The organism is Enterovibrio norvegicus FF-33 (assembly GCF_000286835.2).
In the GTDB taxonomy this organism is placed as follows: domain Bacteria; phylum Pseudomonadota; class Gammaproteobacteria; order Enterobacterales; family Vibrionaceae; genus Enterovibrio; species Enterovibrio norvegicus_A.
Window position 1 is genome coordinate 3,209,846 of sequence record NZ_AJYD02000038.1, and the last position, 23,807, is coordinate 3,233,652.

18 protein-coding genes are annotated in these 23,807 nt (G+C 47.4%); 9 read left to right on the top strand and 9 right to left on the bottom strand.

Features of this window, described 5'->3' with window-relative positions; translation table 11 throughout:
• Nucleotides 1-58: 58 nt before the first annotated feature.
• The gene (locus A1OO_RS22325) at nucleotides 59-952 is read right to left on the bottom strand and encodes a LysR family transcriptional regulator (protein ID WP_016959391.1); all 894 of its coding nucleotides are present in this window, start codon (nucleotides 950-952) and stop codon (nucleotides 59-61) included.
• A gap of 137 nt (nucleotides 953-1,089) precedes the next feature.
• Between A1OO_RS22325 and A1OO_RS22330 the strand changes: the two genes are divergently transcribed.
• The 3 genes from A1OO_RS22330 (at nucleotide 1,090) to A1OO_RS22340 (ending at nucleotide 4,345) form a co-directional block, all read left to right on the top strand.
• Entirely contained in the window at nucleotides 1,090-2,409 is a 1,320-nt protein-coding gene (locus tag A1OO_RS22330; protein ID WP_026023999.1) for an aspartate aminotransferase family protein, read from the top strand.
• A gap of 9 nt (nucleotides 2,410-2,418) precedes the next feature.
• On the top strand, nucleotides 2,419-3,252 hold the full coding sequence (locus A1OO_RS22335) for a 3-keto-5-aminohexanoate cleavage protein (RefSeq protein WP_017004493.1): 834 nt from the start codon (nucleotides 2,419-2,421) through the stop codon (nucleotides 3,250-3,252).
• A 124-nt stretch (nucleotides 3,253-3,376) separates the two neighbouring features.
• Nucleotides 3,377-4,345, top strand: a complete 969-nt coding sequence (locus A1OO_RS22340; protein WP_016959388.1) for a TAXI family TRAP transporter solute-binding subunit — start codon at nucleotides 3,377-3,379, stop codon at nucleotides 4,343-4,345.
• 87 nt (nucleotides 4,346-4,432) lie between these two features.
• Here A1OO_RS22340 and mltA read toward each other — a convergent pair whose 3' ends face one another.
• A complete protein-coding gene (mltA, locus tag A1OO_RS22345; RefSeq protein ID WP_016959387.1) occupies nucleotides 4,433-5,521 on the bottom strand; it encodes a murein transglycosylase A in 1,089 nt (362 codons plus the stop codon).
• 227 nt (nucleotides 5,522-5,748) lie between these two features.
• On the opposite strand from mltA, the gene A1OO_RS22350 reads away from it, so the two are divergent.
• Nucleotides 5,749-5,970: a hypothetical protein gene (locus A1OO_RS22350; RefSeq protein ID WP_016959386.1), complete on the top strand. Its 222-nt coding sequence runs from the start codon at nucleotides 5,749-5,751 to the stop codon at nucleotides 5,968-5,970.
• A gap of 23 nt (nucleotides 5,971-5,993) precedes the next feature.
• Here A1OO_RS22350 and A1OO_RS22355 read toward each other — a convergent pair whose 3' ends face one another.
• A complete protein-coding gene (locus A1OO_RS22355; RefSeq protein WP_016959385.1) occupies nucleotides 5,994-6,341 on the bottom strand; it encodes a DUF2850 domain-containing protein in 348 nt (115 codons plus the stop codon).
• A gap of 179 nt (nucleotides 6,342-6,520) precedes the next feature.
• Between A1OO_RS22355 and argA the strand changes: the two genes are divergently transcribed.
• A complete protein-coding gene (gene argA, locus A1OO_RS22360) occupies nucleotides 6,521-7,876 on the top strand; it encodes an amino-acid N-acetyltransferase (protein WP_026024000.1) in 1,356 nt (451 codons plus the stop codon).
• Here the strand turns inward: argA and recD are convergent.
• Both recD and recB read right to left on the bottom strand, forming a co-directional pair.
• Nucleotides 7,842-9,839 (bottom strand): exodeoxyribonuclease V subunit alpha, encoded by a 1,998-nt coding sequence (gene recD, locus A1OO_RS22365; protein ID WP_017004495.1) that lies wholly within the window; start codon nucleotides 9,837-9,839, stop codon nucleotides 7,842-7,844. The genes argA and recD overlap by 35 nt on opposite strands.
• The gene (recB, locus tag A1OO_RS22370; protein WP_017004496.1) at nucleotides 9,826-13,386 is read right to left on the bottom strand and encodes an exodeoxyribonuclease V subunit beta; all 3,561 of its coding nucleotides are present in this window, start codon (nucleotides 13,384-13,386) and stop codon (nucleotides 9,826-9,828) included. Before recB ends, recD begins: the two co-directional genes overlap by 14 nt.
• Nucleotides 13,387-13,645: 259 nt before the next feature.
• Here recB and A1OO_RS22375 point away from each other — a divergent pair, with 259 nt between their 5' ends.
• Nucleotides 13,646-15,259, top strand: a complete 1,614-nt coding sequence (locus A1OO_RS22375) for a methyl-accepting chemotaxis protein (RefSeq protein ID WP_017004497.1) — start codon at nucleotides 13,646-13,648, stop codon at nucleotides 15,257-15,259.
• 66 nt (nucleotides 15,260-15,325) lie between these two features.
• Here A1OO_RS22375 and recC read toward each other — a convergent pair whose 3' ends face one another.
• Nucleotides 15,326-18,721 (bottom strand): exodeoxyribonuclease V subunit gamma, encoded by a 3,396-nt coding sequence (recC, locus tag A1OO_RS22380; protein ID WP_017004498.1) that lies wholly within the window; start codon nucleotides 18,719-18,721, stop codon nucleotides 15,326-15,328.
• A 166-nt stretch (nucleotides 18,722-18,887) separates the two neighbouring features.
• Nucleotides 18,888-19,811 carry a TDT family transporter gene (locus tag A1OO_RS22385; RefSeq protein ID WP_017004499.1) on the bottom strand — a complete coding sequence of 308 codons (924 nt, stop codon included), beginning with the start codon at nucleotides 19,809-19,811 and terminating at the stop codon, nucleotides 18,888-18,890.
• Between the two features lie 140 nt (nucleotides 19,812-19,951).
• Here A1OO_RS22385 and A1OO_RS22390 point away from each other — a divergent pair, with 140 nt between their 5' ends.
• Nucleotides 19,952-20,860, top strand: coding sequence for a LysR substrate-binding domain-containing protein (locus A1OO_RS22390; protein ID WP_017004500.1), 909 nt, complete (start codon nucleotides 19,952-19,954; stop codon nucleotides 20,858-20,860).
• A 10-nt stretch (nucleotides 20,861-20,870) separates the two neighbouring features.
• Here the strand turns inward: A1OO_RS22390 and A1OO_RS22395 are convergent, their stop codons facing one another.
• Nucleotides 20,871-21,557 (bottom strand): DNA-3-methyladenine glycosylase I, encoded by a 687-nt coding sequence (locus tag A1OO_RS22395; RefSeq protein ID WP_026024002.1) that lies wholly within the window; start codon nucleotides 21,555-21,557, stop codon nucleotides 20,871-20,873.
• Between the two features lie 81 nt (nucleotides 21,558-21,638).
• On the opposite strand from A1OO_RS22395, the gene A1OO_RS22400 reads away from it, so the two are divergent.
• Together A1OO_RS22400 and dapD are read left to right on the top strand one after the other, a co-directional pair.
• On the top strand, nucleotides 21,639-21,935 hold the full coding sequence (locus A1OO_RS22400; protein WP_016959376.1) for a YebG family protein: 297 nt from the start codon (nucleotides 21,639-21,641) through the stop codon (nucleotides 21,933-21,935).
• A gap of 224 nt (nucleotides 21,936-22,159) precedes the next feature.
• The gene (gene dapD / locus A1OO_RS22405) at nucleotides 22,160-23,191 is read left to right on the top strand and encodes a 2,3,4,5-tetrahydropyridine-2,6-dicarboxylate N-succinyltransferase (RefSeq protein WP_016959375.1); all 1,032 of its coding nucleotides are present in this window, start codon (nucleotides 22,160-22,162) and stop codon (nucleotides 23,189-23,191) included.
• A 50-nt stretch (nucleotides 23,192-23,241) separates the two neighbouring features.
• Here dapD and A1OO_RS22410 read toward each other — a convergent pair whose 3' ends face one another.
• Nucleotides 23,242-23,595, bottom strand: a complete 354-nt coding sequence (locus A1OO_RS22410) for a DUF2799 domain-containing protein (protein WP_016959374.1) — start codon at nucleotides 23,593-23,595, stop codon at nucleotides 23,242-23,244.
• Between the last annotated feature and the right edge of the window lie 212 nt (nucleotides 23,596-23,807).

Here is a 23,807-nt window from a genome sequence, read left to right on the forward strand (position 1 = left end):
TTATACGCGTTTGACGCCAAAATGTCCATGCTATCTGGGAGCGTGTCCCTATTGTTGATTAGCTAATGGGGCGAATAATTTCTTGCTTAAACCAATCGATGACTTGCTTCACTGGACCTAGCCTTCGCTTGTACCCATGGCTAAACAAAAAATAGCCATAGGGGCTATCAAATCGCAACGACAATGGATTAATCACCACCCCCTGCTTCAAGTAATCTCGCACTAAAAAACCAGGGATCAACGCCATTCCCTGTTGGTATCTGACTGCTTCCAATGCCATGTAGAAATGTTCAAACCCTGTACCATAAATTGGCCCAGTTGGCGCAACAGCATGGTGGTGCCAGAACTGATTCCATATTTGAGGGCGAGTAATATGACCGATAGAAGGGAGCGATAAGAGATCAGTAATCTCCATTACATCTTGCGACATTTGGTCAGGATGAATCACTAACCTCAACTTTTCGCGAATGAGCAACTCAGCATCTTCTTCTTGGGTTGAAAGCGGTAAACAATGAATTGCAATATCACTTTGATAAAGATTCTGTGCATCAGACGTCACACTTGCTTTTACGGTAAGTTCGATGTTGGGATTCTGTGCGCGAAAAGCCGTCAGTCTGGGAATTAACCACATACTGGCCAATGAAGGAGGTACGGATATTTCAACATGGCTTTTGGTCTCCGATGATTGCATCACTGTTGACGTAGCATGCTGCAAATTTTCCAACGCTTCCACAACGGAAGGTAAATAACGACGACCCGCTTCTGTCAGCTCAACGCGGCCACCACTTCGCTCGAACAATGAGCACCCCATCAACTCTTCCAAATGACTTATCTGCTTACTGATCGCGCTTTGCGTCAGATTAAGTCGCTTTGCCGCCTTCGAAAAACTCAAAGTTTGTGCAACCACTGTAAAGGTGCGCAAGGTTTTCATGGGCGGAATTGGCATCGTCATTTTAATTTCTCTCGGCCTAGCTATGAATTTTTAGCATACCCTCTGAATTTATATCGTTTGCCGTACAATTTCCAACCCGCTAATACTGAAGTGAGTAAACGGCTCAACTTCATCTAAAATGCGGCGAAATAAACACAATGACTCACATACTGCAACGGCACTGTCACTCAAACCCTCCTTTAGTATCTGGCGGGGAGGGAGTATTTCTTCTTGATGCTAACGGAAAACAATATCTCGATGGCTGCGGAGGTGCGGCAGTCTCTTGCCTCGGGCACAGCCATCAAGGCGTATTAAATGCCATCCAGCACCAACTGCACACCATTCCATATGCTCATACTGGATTTTTTAGCTCTCCGGTTGCAGAACAGCTGGCTGAACGATTAGCTGACAAAGCGCCTGGTCCGCTAAACCACGTGTACTTCGTGAGTGGAGGGTCGGAGGCGGTAGAGTCGGCCCTCAAAATGGCGCGACAATATTTTATTGAAAAAGGCGAGATGTCTCGCACTCGTTTTATCGCAAGACGTCAGAGCTATCATGGCAATACGCTAGGGGCGCTAGGCGTAGGTGGGAACATGTGGCGAAAAGAGCCCTTCGCACCACTGCTACAAAACGGTGAGCTTATCGCACCTTGTTACGCCTATCGTGATAAAAAAGAGGATGAAACCCATTTCGAATATGGACAACGTGTCGCCAACGAACTCGAGGAAAGGTTATTAGCTGTCGGGCCAGAAACCGTGATCGCATTTGTAGCAGAACCCGTCGTCGGTGCAACGGCAGGTGCTTTGGTCGCTGAAAAAGGTTACTTCAAACGAATTCGAGAGATCTGCGACAAATATGGCGTACTTTTGATCCTTGACGAAGTCATGTGCGGGTGTGGTCGTACGGGCACCTACTATGCATATGAACAAGAAGATATTATTCCTGATCTCGTGACGCTAGCAAAAGGGTTGGCTGCAGGTTATCAACCCATTGGTGCCGTTATGATCCACAGCAAAATCTACGACGCCATCTCGCAGGGCTCGGGATACTTTCAACATGGACACACCTTCATGGCTCATCCTTTGGCCTGTGCAGCAGCCTGCGCTACCTTGGATGCGTTAGAATCAGGGACGCTGGCAGAAGTGACCGAAAAGGGTCAATACTTAGTCAAACAGTTACAGCAAAAATTAGGATCGCACCCATTTGTTGGTGATATTCGAGGGCGGGGCTTATTCCTTGGTCTAGAACTGGTGCAAGACAGAGTCAGCAAAAGCCCCTTTTCTCCAGAACGTTCTCTCCACCAGCAGGTGAAGAAAATAGCAATGGAACAAGGACTAATGTGCTATCCCATGGCTGGCACACTGGATGGCATTAACGGACATCACATTCTCTTGGCGCCTCCCTTCATTATCTCCGAGCAAGAAATGGACGAACTGGTACGCCGACTCTGCACCACCATGGACAATGTCTTCTCATAAGGATATATCGTGCAAACAGGAAGAACGATTATTGTCGCGCCAAACGGGGCGCGACGGGGCAAGGATGCACACAGCCAACTCCCCCTAACTGTTGATGAAATGAGCACATGTTTAGCGCAATGCGCTGATGCCGGCGCCGCCATGGCGCACATGCACGTGCGAGACGCACATGGAAAGCATTCATTAGATGTAGGGCTGAACCGTGAGTGGTTAACAGAAATACGGACGCGTTTTGATTCCCGGCTAGTTATCCAACAGACCACCGAGGCAATAGGCCAGTATCAACCTAGCGAACAAATGGCATTGGTCAGAGGCACAGATCCCGAAGCTGTCTCTCTTGCTCTTCGAGAACTCCGCCCGAATGCGAGCTTTGAAAAAGAAGCCAGCCGCTTCTTTTTTGAACTTGCCGAACGACAAATCTATGTGCAATACATTTTGTATGATGCTGCGGATTTGTCCCTTTACTTTCAGATGGTTAATGACAAGGTTTTGCCAAATGTCGGACATCACCTACTATTGGTACTAGGAAAGTACAAAAAAGACATGTTGTCAGCCCCCCGAGATCTGCTCGATTTTGACATTAAACGTTTGTCTGATGAGGGTATTTCATGGGCAACATGTGCATTTGGACAGAATGAGCATCAATGCTTAAGTGCAGCAATGTCATTGAGTGGCGATGTTCGGGTCGGATTTGAAAATAATCTAATGAATTTAATAGGACAGTATGCGGATAACAATGCAGAGCTTGTCCAGCAAATCACGATTTTGTCTCAAAACATGGGTTTATATATCAACTCTGTGGAAGATTTAAGGAAAAATATCTTTCGTAGCTTTGAATCGTGAGGTATATCTCTTGCGATCTAAAATGCAACTGTCAGATAATTTAATCTTACAGCGGAGTTACAGTTTTACAACAAGCGGACTCGCACCGCGATAGCAATCACATCGTAGACAAGGAAAATAAAGCATGAAAGCGTTAAAACCAACACTGGCCGCAATGAGCTTTGCAGCTGCTTTAACCGCCGTGCCTGCACAGGCTAACCAGTTTGTAACAATCGGGACTGGCGGTGTCACTGGTGTGTACTACCCAACTGGTGGTGCAATTTGTCGTCTGGTCAACAAATCGAAAAAAGAGCACGGCATCCGTTGTTCAGTTGAATCAACTGGCGGTTCAATCTACAACATCAACACCATTCGCGCTGGCGAGCTTGACATGGGTATCGCCCAATCAGACTGGCAGTTCCATGCATACAACGGTAGCAGCAAATTCACTGAACAAGGTCCATACAAAAACCTTCGTGCCGTGTTCTCTGTTCACCCAGAACCGTTCACAGTGGTTGCACGCGCTGACTCAGGCATCAAAACGTTTGATGACTTGAAGGGCAAACGTGTAAACATCGGTAACCCAGGTTCAGGTCAGCGCGGTACTATCGAAGTGCTGATGACCGAAATGGGTTGGACAATGGATGACTTTAAACAAGTTTCCGAGTTGAAAGCGGCAGAGCAATCTAAAGCGCTTTGTGATAACAAAATCGATGCCATGGTTTACACCGTGGGTCACCCAAGTGGCGCAATCCAAGAAGCTACCACTGCATGTGACAGCGTCATCGTAGAAGTAAACAATGCGGCGGCTCAGAAGTTGGTTAGCGATAACGATTACTACCGTTCGGCGACTATTCCTGGCGGCATGTACCGCGGTAACGACGCTGACACAGCAACCTTTGGTGTAGGTGCGACCTTCGTTTCTTCTACTGAAGTACCTGAAGAAGTTATCTACCACGTAACGAAAGCTGTGTTCGAGAACTTTGACGATTTCCGTCGTCTGCACCCAGCGTTCGCAAACCTGAAAAAAGAAGAAATGATTGCAGACGGCCTGTCTGCACCTCTTCACCCTGGCGCAGCAAAGTACTACAAAGAAGCAGGTCTGCTTAAATAAGACGGCTTACACGATCAAAAAAGGCGAGAGTATAAGATACTCTCGCCTTTTTTATTGCTTTCGCCAGCCCCATTTCAACTAAGTGTTTTATTGAGACTTAACAGATAACGATTCAACCGTAAGCGGCTTAGTTAGCTTCCAAACACGACCAAAATGCTTGTGATGCCCAGCTTTAATGCCAGCGTCTTCACCAGTACCATGATAAAGATCGAGGTGATTTTTCTTCACTGCTCCGCCGGTATCCAATGCCATCAGAAGCTTCAGCACATGCTGACCATTCCAATTGCCTTCTTTATCAAGCTGAGGCACCTCGGCCAGTAGCACACTCCCCATTGGTAAGTACTCACGGTCAGCCGCAACAGACGCACCCGCTAACAATGGAATACCTGCGGTACCAGAGACGGGGGCAGCCGCTCTTGGCAAGAAAAACACATAGGAAGGGTTTTGATTGAGAAGTTCAGTCACACTGGCCTCATCGTTCGCTTCTACCCAATCTTTAATGGCTTTCAGTGACATTTTCTCTCGCGATACTTCTCCACGCTCGATAAGCACTTTACCGATGCTGACATAGGGATGACCGTTTTTCCCACCGTAGGCGAAGTACTCCAATTGATCGGTATCACCAAAATGGATAAAGCCACTGCCTTGTACTTCCATAATGAAATTATCAATGAGTGATGCACTGTAGCCTAGTTCAAGTCCTAAACCCTCAAGAGCACCATTATAGATTTCTTCGCGCGTTGGACACGACTCGCCGCAAGTAGGCATGGCATAAACAGGATAGCGAAATAAAACATCTGGCTGATGGCGCATCTCAATCACAGGCGAAAAATAGCCAGTGAACATAACATTGCCGAAGCCATCGCCACCGCCCATCTGTTCTAGCTGAATACCATAATCAGTCAATGCTGTTGGTTCACCACTTTCATTGAGCCAAGCTTTAACACTGTCATAAAGCGGCTGATTGGGTTTAGACAATGAAGGTGAAAGTGACTCCACTTTTTCCAGTTGAGCAGGAAACAGACTGTAATCTTTTGGCTGATCAGACGCGACTGACTCAATCGGGTTGAGCACCTCATCAAAGCGTCCATCAATATATTGCTGCCCACGATCAGTAGGACGAGCACATGCGGCTAAAAGTATAGAAATGCCAACAACACAGAGTGCGCGATTCACGGTTAATCCTGATAGATAAAACAATCAAAAGAGGGTGACAGATGCACAGATTTTCTGCAAATGAAACCCGTAAAACCCTTACCGATAGTGCCCTTTAGAATGCGATCCATATCCAACACCATTCAGCTTGCAACATTTTGTCACATTACTGTAATCAAAATTGGTTCTAATCATCCGTAATGAAAGTGTCTTAAAAATTAAACATTGATTTCGTAAGGGAGTACGAGATGGAATTGAAAATAGGTCGTAAAACACTGCTAGATCCCGAATCGATCGAATATCAGTGGATTCGAACACTCGCCAGTGACGGCAGCAGCAAAGAAATGATCAACTCCAGTATTCGACGCTGTTTAGGCGGAAATGATGATGTCGCCGATCGCATTCGACGCGTCGCTTTGGGATTAACACCCGTGACTGAATTACTCAGCGTGTTGCCAGCAAATTATTAAGTTGCAATAACTCTGTCTCCGTATCAGCGTACCTTGATGAAAGGTGTACTGTAGTGATACGGTTTTTCTCTTTGTAGTGTTTTGTCATCTTCCATAACATACAAATACGTATGGTTACCGACGGTATAAATCAACTTACGGCCCGTGAATTCATAGTGGCTTGTGGTGCGAGCGCCTTTCGTATATATACCGTCTTTACGAACTTCAAATTTGTCCGCAGCATAGGGTGCCACCCCTTGTTCAACCCACTCGCCATAAATGACAGTTTGATCAACTTCGGTAAAAATCGGCACGTCATTCGCAACCAAAAAACCGACCAATCCGCCAATCAGTAGAACAAAGAGCGCGATAGATTGTCCAACAATGCTCACAAATAAAGTCTCACCAGAGAGAAGAAAAGGATTTGTTTATTAACCATTTTATTATAAAAACTCTCGAACTGCCGATAAAGGCGGGCATCAATAGTTTGAAGGTATATCACCCCCCTTGCCAAACATGGAATATTTAGTCAATATTAAAGCATATAAAATCATAATAATGGAGTAAGGTGTTGAAACTTCGTAGTACAGCACTTGTAAAAGGATTTAGGCAATCTGCGCCTTATGTCAATGCACACCAAAATAAAACCATCGTCATCATGCTGGGCGGTGAAGCGATCGCGGATAACAACTTTGGTAATATCGTCAACGATATTGCGCTTCTCAACAGCTTAGGTCTGCGCCTTGTTCTGGTTTATGGCGCGCGCCCTCAAATTAGCCAGCTTTTAGACAAGCAAGGGCTAGAAACGCCCTATCACAATGGTGTAAGGGTGACAGACTCCGCTTCGCTGGAAGTCGTCAAACAGGCTGCTGGGCAGTTGCAGCTAGACATCACCGCTCGCCTCTCAATGAGCCTGAATAATACACCAATGGCTGGTGCACAAATCAACGTCGTGAGCGGTAACTTTGTCATCGCACAGCCTCTAGGCGTCGATGAAGGCATTGATTATTGTCATAGCGGCCGGATCCGCCGGATCGACATTGAAGGCATTCACCGCCAGCTCGATCAGCGTGCGATCGTCTTACTCGGCCCCGTCGCAAGCTCTGTTACCGGAGAGTGCTTTAATCTCACCTCAGAAGAAATTGCGACTCAACTTGCAATTCGTCTCAATGCCGACAAATTAATCGGATTCTGTTCATTGCAAGGTGTGATAGGCCCGAACGGCAATGTATTGTCTGAGCTTTTCCCGCATCAGGTTGAAGAAATTCTACACCTGCGCGAACAGGCGGGAGACATTCAGTCAGGCACTGTCCGCTTCTTGCGTGGTGCGGTCGCCGCCTGTCGCTCTGGCGTGCCAAGAAGCCACCTTCTGAGCTACAAAGTCGATGGGTCCTTAATCCAAGAATTATTCTCGATTGAAGGGATTGGCACCCAGATAGTCACGGAAAGTGCCGAGCAAATCCGCCAAGCGACCATTAATGATATTGGCGGTATTTTAGATCTCATTCGTCCGCTGGAAGAACAAGGCATTTTGGTTCGGCGCTCACGGGAGCAACTCGAACAAGAAATCCCTCGCTTTACCGTCATTGAACGTGACGATCGTATCATCGGTTGTGCAGCCCTTTACGCCTACCCTGAATCAAAGAGTGCTGAGATGGCCTGTGTTGCCGTGCAACCAGAATATCGTGACAGCGAGCGCGGTACGCGCTTGTTGCAATACATCATGCAACAAGCATTGCAAGATGGGCTTAAAACCATTTTCGTGCTCACGACACGCAGTATTCACTGGTTCCGCGAACACGGTTTTGCCGAAGCAGATGTGAGTGCGCTCCCTGATGCCAAGCAGGAGCTTTACAATCTGCAACGCCGTTCTAAGGTACTAACCCTAGATCTTAACGGGCACGTAATGCGTCTGCCAACCCACTAAAGCGCTGCGTTTTCCTTCTTACTGCCCGCGCCAAACTGGCGCGGGTTGCGTAAACATCTAGCCTCGACTTTGCCCGTGTCACGCCGGTATATACCAGCTCTCGCGTCATGACGGGTGTTGGCGTTGGTGGCAACACCAACAGCGTATGATTGAACTCCGAACCTTGAGATTTGTGGATGGTCATCGCATACGCGGTTTGATGCTCAGGTAAGCGACTCGGTAAGAAAGCTCTCACGGTGCCATCTGACATTTCAAACACCACTCGTAAACCATCCTCTTGCTTAACCACAATGCCAATATCACCGTTATAAAGACCTAAGCCATGGTCATTCTGAATCACCATAACCGGTCGACCGGAATAGAAAGCTTCTTCTCCGGGAGCAATTAGGCGTTTTGCTGATAATGCTTTCTCAATCGCACTGTTCAGCCCTTTCACACCAAACGGCCCGTCCGCCAACGCGCACAATAAGCGCACATCAGAAAACAAGCGCAGTATCTGGCGATGATCTTCTCCTGCTAATAGCGCACGGAGGTAGGCACTATATCCTTCTACCGCCTGCGTAATCGCATTACCGTATACATCACCGTCTAAATCATGCAATGCGATATCGGCAAAGCCCTGCATCAGCACCTTTTCTAATTGCTTCGGATCCCCAGCATTAATCGCATTAGCTAATTGACCAACACCCGATCGTGCGTGAAAACGATAGCTTTTCTTGAGCAGACAAACCCCATCGGACACGGCGGGTACATGCTCATGCCCTTGCAGTTCGAATCCAGTGAGTGCTGATAATTGATTTGCACGCGATGGACTGTAACCCGCATCAGCGCCATCACAAATATCACCTAATACCGCTCCGGCCTCGACCGATGCGAGTTGATCGCGATCGCCAAGCAAGATAACACGCGCATGATCGGGCAGTGCTGAAAGTAATCGCGCCATTAGCGGTAAATCAACCATTGATGCTTCATCGACTACCAGCACATCAAGGTGGAGTCGATTACCCTCGTGATGACGAAACTCAACGCGGTTCGGAATGGCCCCCAATAGACGGTGAATGGTGGACGCTTGCACCGGAATTCTTTCACGAATACTCGCATCTACTGGCAATGCAGCAACCGCTTTTCCGATTGACTCTGTAAGTCGGTTTGCCGCTTTTCCTGTTGGTGCCACCAGCTTGATATCCAGCCCTGATGCTTTGTCACTACTGCTAACCAGGGCAGCGAGCAATTTAGCCACTGTCGTGGTTTTTCCTGTACCCGGACCACCTGAAATCACAGTAAAGCGATAACTGAGTGCTACGGCAGCTGCGACCTTTTGCCAATTGAGTCGAGCCGACTCTGGCACTGCAGACAATATTGCTTCATGACTGGCACCGGATGAAATCAGCGTGATCAATGCTTGGGTATCAACGCGATTTGACTCAACAACATCAAAAAAATCCACCAGCTTTTGTGGCTGTTCTGCGTCAGGCCACAATGCAAATTGCTCTTTCAAATAGCCAATATCCGGCACGAACAAGTTATCAAGAAGCTGGCGTGTTTCGTCAGGTAATTCAATCGTCTTAACGCGTTTGCTGATCTCCGCCACCACGCGCTGCTCTGCCAGCCAATAACGGTGAAGGTAGAGTCTAGAACCATCCATCACGAGTGGCGTAGGAATATCGCCCTTACCGACAACAGGACTTTGCTCAACCAATGTCAGTGCATGTTCTGGTTCGAGAAGTGCAGCAACGCGAGCAGAATCGGCCGCAGGTAAGTCAAACAGTCTTGTTGGATCGATAGCGGCGAGATCAATGCACACATTGCCTTTGCCCAGCTCGAAACTGACCAAAGCCGCCCAACCTGCAATTTTCGTATTGGTATCATTGAGCTGATCCGCAATGAACAGCGCAAATTGACGATCGATCGCCCGAATAACGCCACGCTTATAAAGCGCCTGAAGCATCTCACTCATCGCCATCAGCGCTCTCTCCATCGGTAAAAAGCATGTCCAATCCGTCAATCAGAGAATAAGAAGGTTTGGTGTAGAAAATGCCATGGCGCGTATCGGCTTCAATGCCACGCACAAATAAGTAATAAACGCCGCCAAAATGGCGTTCAAAATCATAATCTGGTATCCGCTGACGCAAGAATCGATGTAATGCCAACGAATAAATCTGGTACTGAAAATCATATCTATGATCAACCATTGCCTGACTCAGCGCCGCTTCGGTGTAATCCGCGGGCGTATCACCAAGGTAATTCGATTTCCAATCGAGTACGTAATAACGTCCCTGCCAACAAAACACCAAGTCGATAAAACCTTTTAGCATGCCACTTGCCGTATCAAACCCAAGCTCAGAAGCCTTAGCAGAAAGCGGATCGTGCGCTTGGATCAGGCGATTGACACGACCACATTGAAGACGCTCAACGGGCATCACGAACTCCATTTCTGTTAGCCGTGCAGGCGCGTCAATTTGCGACAGCGTAAGTCCTTGCTCGCCAAGCGATTGCGCTACAACATCGGTCAGCAAGCGCTGCAAAACAGGCACCCAAGCTTCGTCGTAGTTTTCCATCGCCAGCGCATGACGGATCATCTCCGCCACTTCTTCGCTGTACATATCTTCGCCGAAGTCAACATTTTCAAATAAAGTATGCAAAAACGTACCGGGGCGTGCGCCTCGTGGGAATTGGAAGATCGATCCAAACTGGTCAATAGGTTCATGCTCATCGCTTTGCTCGTCGGCAGCATCAATATCAAACGCAGGTAAATCGGGTAGCGCAGAGCTGTGCCCTTGCTTAACCAAACCGGAATAACTGGTTAAGCGCCAATCGCGTCTTATCGTCCCTTTGAATTTTCGCGCAGCAATGGCCTCATCAACCGCGTCCTGTGCCGCGAATTTTCCACTGGCATCGCTTGGTGGCGAGGTAACGGTGCATTGATGTTGATCTTTGACAAGATCAGTCACAGCCGCGTGAAGCGCATCAGCATCCCCTGCTTCGCCTTTTTGAATCAAATACCCCAGCGCAGAGTTGTGCAGCCCAGTATCCCCTGTTGATTTACGTCCGTCTTTCAGAGGTGCTAACCCAATAAAGCAACCATAAACAGCGCGGGTCAATGCCACGTAAATCAAACGCAGATCTTCAGCAAGACGCTCTTTATCTGCTTGCTCAATCGCAGGTTCTGGGTTGGACAATGCCAAGGTCGGCGTATTGTCTTCGTCGTGGAAAAACGGCCTGTCTGACGGTCTGAAATTGCACGCAAAGGGCAAATACACCAAATCATATTCCAAGCCTTTGGATTTGTGGATGGTGACGATTTGAACCAAATCACGTTCAGATTCCAAACGCACCTGTTGCTCTTCGCTGTTGCCATTGGGATTGTCGATATGATCAGCAAGCCAGCGGATCAGCGCATGGTGACTATCTAGGGTTTGGCTCGCTTGTTGGAGTAATTCGCCGAGGTGCAATAAGTCAGTCACTGCTCGCTCGCCTTCGCCTTCAAGCAATAAACGCTCTGCGATACCGCGACGCTGCATAACCTGACGCAACATAGGTAAGATGCCGCGTGAAAACCACACTGACTGGTAGGTGGCAAACTCGATAACGGCCCGCTCCCACGATTTTTCATCATGATTCAAGGCATCGAGCTCTTCTGCGGTTAATGCAAATAAGCCACTGGCGAGCGCCGCGCGAAGTGCACGCTCATTATCGGGTGATAACACCCCAGCCAAAAGCCGCTGCAGATCGGTCGCTAAGGCGCTAGAAAACACACTGTTGCGATTGGACAAGTAGACCGATGCAATGCCCTGTCTCGCCAGCGCTTGCTTAACTTTCGCCGCTTCGCTACCTGTCCTCACAAGAATGGCAATGTCACCCGCGTGAATGGCTTTTTGACTCTCACCTTTACAAAAATGCGCACGCTCCTCGTTACCCGCCGTCAGTATCTCTCGAATACTGGTCGCGGTAGCAATCGCCATAGTCGATTGATAATCATTCTTGCTGACCAATTCCCGGTCATCCGGCAACCAGAAGGTTAAGGCTGCTTGTTGTGCGCCATCGTATTGCCAATGTCTTTCTTCTGCTCCTGGAGCATGATCAACCGGCGTAAACGGGATATCACCTTCGTAAATAAACGGTGCGTCAGCATAGGAGAAAACACGATTTACCGCTGCCACCATGTCAGCCGTTGAACGCCAATTGATGCCAAGATTGTAGTGTTCGGTGATCTGTCTACGTGCATGAATATAGGTAAAGATATCCGCACCACGAAATGCATAAATTGCTTGTTTCGGATCGCCAATCATAAACAAACCGCACTGTGGCGCATCAGCATAAATATCGCTAAAAATATGGTACTGCTGAGGATCCGTATCTTGAAATTCATCAATCATAGCGACAGGGAACAAAGTGCGGATCCGCCCTGCAAGCACGCGTTCACTGTCTTGACTCAGTGCTTCTGACAACTGAGAGAGCAAATCATCAAACGATAACCAGCCAAAACGGCGTTTTTCCTGCGCGAGTAGAATTCGCACTTCTCGAATGGCATGTGCCGTTAGCGCATCTTTGAGTGTCGGCGGAGAAGCCAACAACGTATCAATGGCATCAAAAACGGTGTGTGTGGGCACTTCCCCTTTCTTGGTTTTTTCACTCAAGATGGATGCGGCGAAGCGAGGTAGATTGGTCGGAAAATCGTAGTTTATCGTTGGGACCTGAGCCCAGATACCGACTTCTTCTAGCCAATTTGGCAGTGATCGTTTGCTATAGCTGCGTTTATCAACGCCCGATGACGAAATCAACGCTTCTAAGTCAGGCGCAGCAGCGCACCACTGCGATTTCACACCCTCAATGCGCGCTAGATTATCTTTGTGCAACTGTTCTAAATCATCGGGCATCTCGGGCGCTTGAATGCTGACCAGAGGTCCCGACAAATACACACCAACATCGCCCAACAATGAGAGTGGAGACGCCCAATAGCTTCGCACTACCCCCGCCAAGGATTTCGGCAAGGGATAAAACTGACGACGCCAGAAATCAGAGACAGCACGCTCTCGCAATGCCGACTCATCGGTGATGAATTCATTGCTAAACAAGCTACCGGATTCAAACGCATTTTGCGTCAGCATACGCTGACAAAAACCATGAATCGTGTATATCGCAGCTTCATCCATTTGGCGTTCCGCTTGCAGCAGTAGCTGCTCAGCGTGCTTGTGACCACTCACTTCATCAAGCAATGGCTGAATGACCGGATCGCGACTTTCACCCCGACTGAATGCCAATCTTGCTTCGTGAATACGCACACGGATGCGATCTCTTAGCTCCTGCGTTGCCGCTTCAGTAAACGTCACCACCAGAATTTTTTCGACCGTCAGTGGCACCTCATGTGCCGACGCTTCAGTGCCATGCCCCAAAAGTAACCGCAGGTACAAGCCCGCGATGGTAAAGGTTTTACCGGTCCCCGCAGAGGCTTCGATCAGTCGCTGACCAAAAAGCGGAAAGGTCATGGGATGAAGAGGTTGAATTGCCATGCAATGTCGGCTCACTTGAGATGAATAGCTGGATTTTATCAAGTCTGGGACCGAATGTAATTGAAATGCCTACGCAGACTTTATTGACACTTCACGCTTTAAAACTTAGACATAAAACGCGAAGAAAAATATGTATGCGACCAGACTCTCAGTATTACATGTTTCAGCGTATGAATAGCTATTGATACCCCCCTCAAATTAGGCGACCCTTCTTGTTTCAAAGTTGTTACAGCACACTAAAAAGCTGAGTATCTCTAGTATGAAATTTGTTGCGAATCTTTCCGTAAAACATAAGTTACTGCTTATTGTCTGCCTTTCAGTGATTAGCATTACCCTTCTCACCGCTTTCCAAGTCCGAAGCCTACATAATGACCTACTCGAGGAGAGAAAGAGCAATCTTAAGCAGACCATTGATATTGCTTGGCAAATCATCGACAACAATTATCAAAAAGATGCCTCAGAAAAAGGGCTAAGCAATGCAATGGCGGCGCTACAGCCCTTGCGATTTGGTACTGATGGCTACTATTTCGTTGTTGATAACAATGGCACCATGTTAGCTGGTGCGAAGAGCTGGATCGGACGTGATTTCAATACATTCCGCGACAGCAATAGATCCGCGGTGTTACGCGATATGAGGCAAGCGGCTCAACCTGCAGTTGGTGGATTTAGCAGTTATTGGTTTGCCAAACCTGGCAGCAATACCGACATTGAAAAAGTCAGCGCCGTAAAACGCCATGCGCCGTGGGGCCTTCTGATTGGCACGGGCATCTATATTGATGACCTTGAAGCATTAGTTTGGAAGGAGGCGAGTAAATCTGCCTTACTCGCGCTGTCCTTCACCATGGTATTGATTCTATTGGCGACAGTACTTTCCCGTATGCTGTTGAAAGCTATTCGTGAAATTCAGCGTGCGTTAGGGGCTGTTGCGAAAGGCGACCTCACCGCAAGGGCCGACGTAAATAGTGGCGATGAACTGGGAGAGATGGCGCAAAACCTAAACGATGCCTGTCAACAACTTCAAACTCTGCTCTCTAACGTGGATACCACGCTCCACGAGCTTGATTGCGACAGCAAAACGATGGAGCAACTGGCTACTCGATCGACAGATGGCATCCGTAGTCAAAGCCAGGAGTTAGATTTAGTCGCAAGTGCCATGGAAGAGATGTCTTCTGCCATCAAAGACGTAGAGTCCAGCACGCTGACGGCACAAGACAGTACTCGTCATTCACGAATGCTGGTGGGTGAAGCGGAAAAGGCACTCTCAACGTCTCTTGGCAAGTTTGAAGAGGTTAACCGTGATGTGATTGATGCTGAGCGTAACATTCGTGAGCTTGCCGCTTCGAGCGACCAGATCAGCGATGTGGTCACTGTTATCAATGATATTTCAGAGCAAACCAATCTGTTGGCTTTGAATGCCGCTATTGAAGCCGCTAGAGCAGGCAGCGCAGGCCGTGGTTTTGCGGTGGTTGCTGATGAAGTAAGAAAGTTGGCTCATTCGACTAAAGAGTCGACCACGCAAATCAACGCCATCATTGAGAAGTTGCAAGAACGCGCTCAGATAGCGGCGAAGATCATGAGCAGTGGTACAGACAAAACTGCGCAGAGTCTAGAGCAGGCGCGTCAAGCACAGTCGCAATTGTCTGCACTGGCAGATCTTATCAACGACTTGGAACAGTTAAATACCGCTGTCGCCACTTCCACCTCACAACAAGCCAGCGCATCATTGGAAGTTGCACGGAGTGTGGTGAGTGTTAGTGATATTTCACATACCAACCGCGATGCCAGCGAAGAAACGCTAGTGCTGAGCGACAAGGTCAAGTCACTGAGTGAGACTGGTCGTAATCAACTCGCAAAGTTCAACATTACTTCCTAGCCATTCTTTGCAAACAAGCAGCACAGATCACTGTGCTGCATTGAGAGAAGACTGACAAAACCGCTGTTAGTCTTCTTTTTTTTCTGCATTCAGCGCAGGTAGCAGCACGTTTTCCCCCCACGCCAAAACGTCATCCAATAATTGGTCACTGGCCTGAGGCCATACACGTCTGACATAGGCGTTCTCGCCCTCGCCTGTTGTCATATAGCCGCCATCAAATGCTGCGCGCATTTTAATCTTGGCTTTATCTCGCACCACATCATCGTCTGACCAATTGCCTTTTTTGTCGATGCAGGCCAATAATCCGGCCAGCGCAGTGTTGGGCAAATACGCCATCGGTCGCTCTGTGCCTTCATCATATTGTTCTAAATAAAACGTCAAATACGCGACAGCATCAGCGGCAGGGATTGGCGTGAGGATGACTTCTTCATCAACACCAATAAAACGCGTCTCGGTCATATCCCCTGCTGCGCATTGGCACAGATGATCAATCCACGCTGCCAATCTGTCTCGAGCACGGACTTTTCCGCTGCGGAACAAAACACGTCCTACGCGATAGCGCTCATCTAGCCAACCTTGCAACAAGACGGTGCCTCGCGATGTAGGTATCGACAAATTGATTTCAAGCGGTTGGCGGCGTTCTGAAAAATACGGCTTCAGCCTTTCGTACATGGCAAGAATGCCTGCTTGCTCACTTTCAAGCGTCAGCTCGCCAAAGTGGCTGAGTGGCAAGGCACCACTGGCTTTTTGCAGTTGAAAGAAACGATTAAGTGATTCTTCACTGTCATCATGCTCGATGACGTGTGAGAGCAAAGCATCACGCAGTTGATAACGTTGCAGGTTGTCTAATGCGAACGGCTCGACATCTTCCATTGCTCCGCTTGGCGCTTCAAAAAAGACTTTCAAACGGCGATTGAAAAAATATTGCACTGGCAAACGCCAAAAGCGCTGTAATTCGGCCAGTTCAACAATCCCGAAGTCCGCTTCGCTTTCTGCAGTCAATGCCTGTTCGCCAAGAAAAGAAGCTGCCAACTTTCCTTCGCCTTTGGCTGCAGGCAGCCATTCGGCAGCATAGCTTTGTCTTTCACTGCTAAACGCCACACGACTAAATGGTACAAGTGGATTGTTATGAACCAAGCAACTAAGCAGCTTTTCCCCTGACTCAAACTCAGGAAGAGCAGTGTCACCTTGTAAGCAGTAACCTTGTCGGCAATAGTCGAGTAGCTCGCTGATCAACACTGAAGGCACTTTCTCAGAATTATCCTGCACCGAACGACCCACATAGCTTATGTATAAACGCTGCTGTGCCGATTGCAGTGCTTCCAGAAACAGGTAACGGTCATCATCACGACGAGAGCGATCACCCGCTCGCGTGCGGCCTGCCATAAGATCAAATCCGACTGGTGCAATAGTACGAGGATAATCGCCATCATTCATGCCCAATAGACACACAACGTTGAACGGAATGGAGCGCATAGGCATCAAGGTACAAAAGTTAACCTGACCTGCCAAAAAGCGCTGACTAACTCGCTCACCACCGAGTTTTTCTTTCAAATAATCTCGCACAATAGCCAACGACAATGTCTGGCTAAAACCGGCATCATCGAGCTGGGTGAGCCAGTTATCAAGTTGATCACGGATCAGACGGCCTGCCAATTCTTCATCTGTATCAAGAGCAAACATGTCGTCAAACAAAGCCGTAAGTGTCTGAACCCAGTCCTCACCAATCTTGGTTTGCGTCAGTGCAGTTTGCGCCTCATTCAATACGCGGAAAAACTCGCCGAGTTTACCCGCGACATCGGCCTCTAGCCCCTGCACCTCGTCATAGGCAAGTACATCATTATACAAGCCTTTTTCGCTTGGCATCGCATAACCCAGTAACATTCGATTGAGCCCAAACTGCCACGTATTTTGATGCTGATCGGGCAGCGAAAAATGTGTAGCTGTTTGATCATCTAACCCCCAGCGTATCCCCGCCTCTTCAACCCAGAATTTCACCTTCTCAAATTGTCGGTGATCAAAACCAAAGCGGCGAAGCACTGATGGAACCTCGAGGATTTCTAATAACTCTGCCGCGCTGCAACGACTGTCTGGCAAGCCCAGTAAACGCAAGAAGGTGGTGAGAATTGGGCTTTCCTGATCGGCGCTACGATCCGATATCGAAAAAGGAATGTAGCGTTCACCGGGTGCATTCCCAAACACAGACTGGATAGCAGGGCTGTAGGCATTAATATCGGCAACCATGACCACGATATCGCGAGGAGTGAGAGAGGGATCGGATTCCAGCATATCCAGCAAGCGATCGTGCAAGACTTCCACTTCTCGCATTGGGCTGTGGCAAACTTCTATTGTGACTGAGCGATCGTGTGGCGAAATCTCCTGCTTGCTCTGACTGGTTAGGGTTTCTAGAACATTACCCGGCTCAATTAAATCGAGAATATCAGCTTGGATTTGCTGCAATAAGCTGTGGCGTGGAATGTCGACAAACCCCTGATCCACTTCGTGACATTGAAGCTCTGATATCAACAGTAAATTATCACGACCGAGCTTACCCATAGAAGCCAGCAGACTATTGCCAATTTCTGCAGCATCATCTTCACCGCCTAACGGCAATGAGAATTGAGCGGGTTCATCGTTACCGTTTGTGCGGCTAATACGGCTATCCATTGCCGCGGCTCGTTTCGCCAGATAGCGTTTATCGCGAATATCCCCCCAGAAATAGCGACAAGGGTTAGTAAACATGTAATGCACATCAACATGCTGCCCCAAGGCTTTCAGCGCATCCAGATAACGCGGAGGCAGGGCTGAGATGCCGAATACAAATACGCGCTCAATACCTGCCAGCCCCTCGGGTTTGGATGAATGAGAAGCGAGTGTATCGATGAACTCCTCATACAGATTAGCGCGGTGAAATGGTGATTGGCCTTGCTGCAACGTGTAATCGTAGAGAGCCTGCCAAAGTAAAGGCTGCCAGTTTTTTTCTTCTTCGAGCTCTGGTACTGGCTTTTCATTTTCCCACGCTTTAATCCATTCAGGACGGTACACCAGATATTGGTCATAGATATCGGCAATCTTACCAGCAAGTTGGTAGAGCTTTTGTTGGTCGATATCGTCTTCGAGGTAGCGTTTGAGTTCTGCGAAATCGGGCTCATCGAGCATGGCAGGTAGCACTTTCATTAACTTCCACGTCATCGCTTCTTTATTAAAAAAGCTTCGCTGAGGAACGCCATCCAAAATGTGGGTAAACATCTGCCAAATGAAAGTAGCAGGCAAAGGAAATTCTACGTTTGCCACGATGCCCTGCTCTTTGGCCATCTCCAACTTAAGCCACTGTGCCATCCCTGGACTTTGCACCAAGATAATTTCTTTCTGGAAAGGATTATCCAACGGTTTTTGTTGAACAATAGCTACCAGCAAGCTTTTCAATAGATCTAATTGGTTGGAATGGTAGACAGTAAACACAGTGCAGAACTCTTGAGAACTCGAATGGAGAGATTGTGGCGGAATGCTTTCAAGAGTGCAATTTCAGGCCGTTAAGCGTGAGCGGAAAGTTGAAAAAAGCCCGCAAATTTGCGAGCTTTTTTGCAGACTTAGTTTTTACAAACGCAGTATCTTGCGAACTTAGTTTTTATGCAGCAACAGGTTGTTTCCACTGCAAGGAAATAAAGCGGCGATAATGCAAAGAGACATAGCCGACAACAACGGTTGCTACGACCAACTCAATAAGTGCAATCACTGATATCTGGTTAACGTACTCAGGTGCCATTCCTATCGATTGCATCCACGTCGCTGTTTTATAAAGTGCTGTCGCACCGATGACCATGGGGAAGGTAAATGCCGCAAAACCTGGCGAAAATGGCAATCGCATCAAATACGCGAATGACACATAAATTACCGCGGTCATCAGCAGCGCGATACCGAGTAGCACTGCAACAATCACAGGTGAAGGTGATTGACTGACGGTGAGATAACCCGCTAATGACAGGCTAGCTGGCGCTGCCATGATGGCAATCGTTGGTTTTGCTCCATCAGGTACTTCACCACAGAAGATCAAACGGTAGATCATCATCGGCAACAAGACGGCATAAGATAATAAACCAAAGATCAAAATTGCATCAGCCACCGGGCGCAACGCAGGATTACCCGAAAAGGCGACATCGGCAACAACAAGACCTACCGGTGGTACAAACCAACTTGGCACCATGTGACTCAATGAGAAACTCTTTGCTCGGTGATACACAAAAGAGGTGAGAAAGGTCAAGTGCATAGCAACGGCAAACACCCACAAGGTGTCGCCGGCCATAGGAGACCACTTCCCCAATGCACTTGAGACAATCATCACGCCCATGGCAAAAGTAGGGACGACACTGCCTACAACGGGGTGCTGCAGATCTGCCCAGAGGTTCTTAGGACTCAATAGAAACTTGGATGCGATGAGTAACAGCATGACGCCGCCAATAGCAGCTCCAATATATTGCGCCGATCCGTTAAAGTTACCTGCATTTTCCCAGCTCCACCCAAGACTAGCTATTGCCAGCGCCAAACCGGCCATGGGGGTAGGAAGAAGATTTAAATGTCTGCGCATCGCTCTATCACGTCTTTAGAAGAAAAACATATAAATTATGATAGAACGGCATTGTGTTTTAGTATATCTGAATATATTTAAACCCACTTTCAACTAAGCTTAACCTTATGTCTGTTTCTTTACGTCAATTACAAGTTTTCGTTGCTGTCGCGCAAGAAAAAACCATTACTGCTGCATCAGCACTGCTGTACCTCTCTAAGCCAGCGGTGAGCATGGCGATCTCCGAACTTGAAAAACAGATCGGGCATAACCTTTTTGAACGTATCAATAATCGCCTATTGATCAACGAACACGGTAAACGCCTTCTGCCTCTTGCTGATGAGTTACTAACGCGCAGCGATGAAATCATAAAAGTATTGGATACGACAGGGGAACTTAGTGGTCATTTACGCATAGGTGCTAGCGATACCATTGGCAATCAATTGGTACCTTTCCTGATACGAGACTTTCGCAATCAAAGCAATCATGTCGATCAAGAATTAATGATTTCTAACAGTCAGACAATTATTCATGGACTGATGGCGTTTGAACTGGATATCGGATTAATTGAAGGGCAGGGAGAGAATAAGCATCTTCTCAATAATACTGATTTACTGATGGAACCATGGCTGTCAGATGAGATGTGTATCGCTTGTGCAGTGGATCATCCATTGGTGCAAGAGAGTACGCTAACACTGTTTGATCTTGAAGAGCATCCATGGATTCTACGTGAAACGGGTTCAGGGACGCGGGAGCATTTTCTCTCACGCATGGCACCGCGACTCGAACATTGGAACATTGCTTTTGAGCTCAGAACCACAGAAGCGATCATTAACTGTGCTGCCGCGGGATTAGGGCTCGCCTATTTATCAAAACTCGCAGCTCGACATGCTGTGTCTAACAACCGTTTACACTTACTTGATATACCGTTAGACCTCAGACGTCAGTACTGGCTCGTCCGTCATAAAGACAAACACCTATCTCCCCTACTCAACCAATTTATCACCTTCAGTACCAACTGGCAGATTTCAGGTTAATATACCAGCGTTAGTTGCTGTTATCGCCCACACTGAATGCGATGATTTGGCTTATTTGGCAGAAAGGACGGCCACTTTCAGCATGCCAAAAGTTAAACGCATCCTGAGCGGCTTGCAAAGATTTGCGAGTATCACGCCCACCATCAATGATATTATGCGCTCGCAGGTAAGCTTCAACATCACCAGATAAAATAAATGTGTCTTTTCCCATCAGTCTAAGGGAATAGGGACCCGTGTTTCCCCCTAATCGATTACCTTGTTTTTTCAGATAAGCCCATAGACCTATAATGTCGGCACTTGGCCAATCAGCAATAAATTGAGAAAAACTCCCACGATCTCTGCTGGCATGCTGAATCATCTGGGCGTTGTGAGGAATCGTCATCACTTTTCCAAGGTGGCGAATAATGGCAGGATTCGTGGCTTTTTTTTCCCACATTTCAGGCGGAATCAAACACATCTTTTCGATATCGAACCCCCAGAAAACCTCCTCAAATCCTGGCCATTTATTTCTCACTACTTGCCAGTTCATACCAGATTGGAAAATCTTCTGACTGAACATCGCCAACCAACGGTCATCGGGGATTTTCAACAAATCCTCAGTAGGTTTTGGATACGACAAGCGTTGTTCCAAAGCACTATTGCTGCCTTTTCTTGTCGCTGCGCGATAATAAATATCTGAGAATTTTTCTAATGTCATCACACTAATCACGGTTAAACTAGACACATACATTTACTCTACTGTATAAACAGACAGTAGACAATTAATGAGGGGTTAACCGTGGCCGTTATCGTCAAATATGTGGTTGAACGCAATGGAGAAGAGAAGATGACTTTTACCTCTAAAGCGGAAGCTGATGCGTACGACAAAATGCTCGACATGGCTGATGAGCTATTCGAACTTTTAGGTAAAAGTGGCGCTGCGGCAGATGAAGCGCAACGTGAAGAGTTATCTCTCTTTTTGGCACAAAACCGCGAAGACGTTTTGTGTGCTTTGGGAGCAAAGCGCAAGCCAACACCAAAGCCGACAAAGAAGAAAGTTGAACTGGCCAAAGAAGATGACGCTGAAGCGGCATAATCTTCTAAGACGCTCCGATATCGGGGCGTTTTTTATTTTGTTTTGAGACCTGTTTTCGGTCTAATTGTCGAGAAACCTCCACTAAGTACTGTTTTCTGAAAGAATCTAATTCTTCGCCCTTCAATCTTGTCTCCCTTCACTTTAAGATGTCTCCAGCATTCACAATATTGAGTGATCTCTGTTTCATGCAGCGATCAGAAAAGAGACAAGGAGACCTTCTCATCATGGCAAGTTTTGCTCTGGCGCTTGGCACCGCAACTAAAAATAAAGACGGAAAAATCATTGAAGCATTTTTCCCAACCCCAACCCTCAACCCGTCAGATTCGTTAATAGTTGCTCTGGCTGACGTCGTTAAATACGAAGAAGGTAACCAGTTTTTCAACGTAGAAGCGTCTCAGTGTGATGCTATTTCAGCAGCATTTTCCGAAGCAGACCATCAACTAGCAGCAAGTTTTGCCGCGAAAGCAGCAACATCTAACCAACCATTGGTTTTGGTTATTCTTGCAAACGATGAAAAACCGGCCAGTGTTGCAGAAGGTTTCTTGAAACTGCAACTCATCTCTCAGCGACTGGCAAAGCCTCATACTATCGTTTTGGATGGCATTTTTGGCTTGCTGCACAACATTGCATGGACCAACCAAGGGCCTATCGATCTACCTGAACTGGCTGAACGCCAAATAGAAGCACGTTTAGCGGGTGAAACACTGACCGTAGATTGCGTCGATAAGTTTCCTAAAATGGTCGACTACGTGGTTCCAGCGGGTGTTCGCATTGCCGATACGGCGCGCGTACGCCTGGGCGCACATGTAGGCGAAGGCACAACGGTAATGCATGAAGGTTTCATCAATTTCAATGCTGGCACTGAAGGTGTGAGCATGGTTGAAGGCCGTATTTCTGCTGGTGTCATGGTAGGAAATGGCAGCGACATCGGTGGTGGCGCTTCTATTATGGGTACATTGAGTGGTGGCGGTCAGTTAGTCATCTCTATTGGCGAGAATAGCCTTCTGGGTGCTAACGCAGGTCTAGGCTTCCCTCTTGGGAATCGCTGTACTATCGAATCTGGCTTGTATGTTACTGCTGGTACTAAAGTATCGATGCTGGATGCAGGCGGTGCTGAAGTGGAAACAGTGAAAGCACGTGACTTAGCAGGTAAATCAGATTTGTTATTCCGTCGAAACTCGCTGACTGGCAAGATCGAATGTCTGACGAATAAGTCGGCAGTAGAATTGAATGCAGAGTTGCATGCTAACAACTAAGTATTAAATTCATCTAAAAAGACCAGCATTAGCTGGTCTTTTATCAATACCTAGAGTCGCTCTGATGTTCTTCCGGACAGCCAACTTTGCTCATACATCCACCCATTAGGCGTAGTAAAGCACACATCATTTCTAGGCTTCCCAATACGACCAGCGAGATAACCCTTTCTTGGCTCACAATAAAAATTCACATGTGCGAGATATGCGTCTACATACTCTTCTTTTGCCTCAGAACTAATAGCGCCAAGCTCCTCCAAGTTATCATCGGTTCTCTGCTTTTTACCAAACTCAACATCATGTTGAGCTACTGCAACCCAATCTTGTTGTTCCGTCATTTCAAGAATAACGTTTGAGCAGCCAGAGATAGACAGTAGCAATACGATTATTGATAGTGTTTTATTCATTTGAGCCCCCTGTATCTGTTAACTCCTTTTATTTTACATGTCAGACATTAACACCAGCTGAAGTAATAAACGTTACATTCATGTCTACGAGCAAAATCTCAAAGATACGAAGGGATATCATTCCCTTCGAGGGAAAAAATTAAAAACGCAAAAAGGCCACCCGATAGGGTGGCCTTTTTGTTTTTCTTTTTGCCTTCATCTTTTTCTTAAAA

Excerpts from the sequence above, each read along its gene's own strand:
- A1OO_RS22395 (WP_026024002.1), bottom strand. The coding sequence starts at position 21,557 with ATGACATTAGAAAAATTCTCAGATATTTATTATCGCGCAGCGACAAGA.
- A1OO_RS22385 (WP_017004499.1), bottom strand. The coding sequence starts at position 19,811 with ATGGCCGGTTTGGCGCTGGCAATAGCTAGTCTTGGGTGGAGCTGGGAA.
- A1OO_RS22325 (WP_016959391.1), bottom strand. The coding sequence starts at position 952 with ATGACGATGCCAATTCCGCCCATGAAAACCTTGCGCACCTTTACAGTG.
- recD (WP_017004495.1), bottom strand. The coding sequence starts at position 9,839 with ATGGCGATGAGTGAGATGCTTCAGGCGCTTTATAAGCGTGGCGTTATT.
- A1OO_RS22350 (WP_016959386.1), top strand. The coding sequence starts at position 5,749 with ATGGAATTGAAAATAGGTCGTAAAACACTGCTAGATCCCGAATCGATC.
- A1OO_RS22330 (WP_026023999.1), top strand. The coding sequence starts at position 1,090 with ATGACTCACATACTGCAACGGCACTGTCACTCAAACCCTCCTTTAGTA.
- A1OO_RS22410 (WP_016959374.1), bottom strand. The coding sequence starts at position 23,595 with ATGAATAAAACACTATCAATAATCGTATTGCTACTGTCTATCTCTGGC.
- A1OO_RS22390 (WP_017004500.1), top strand. The coding sequence starts at position 19,952 with ATGTCTGTTTCTTTACGTCAATTACAAGTTTTCGTTGCTGTCGCGCAA.
- dapD (WP_016959375.1), top strand. The coding sequence starts at position 22,160 with ATGGCAAGTTTTGCTCTGGCGCTTGGCACCGCAACTAAAAATAAAGAC.
- A1OO_RS22375 (WP_017004497.1), top strand. The coding sequence starts at position 13,646 with ATGAAATTTGTTGCGAATCTTTCCGTAAAACATAAGTTACTGCTTATT.
- recB (WP_017004496.1), bottom strand. The coding sequence starts at position 13,386 with ATGGCAATTCAACCTCTTCATCCCATGACCTTTCCGCTTTTTGGTCAG.
- A1OO_RS22340 (WP_016959388.1), top strand. The coding sequence starts at position 3,377 with ATGAAAGCGTTAAAACCAACACTGGCCGCAATGAGCTTTGCAGCTGCT.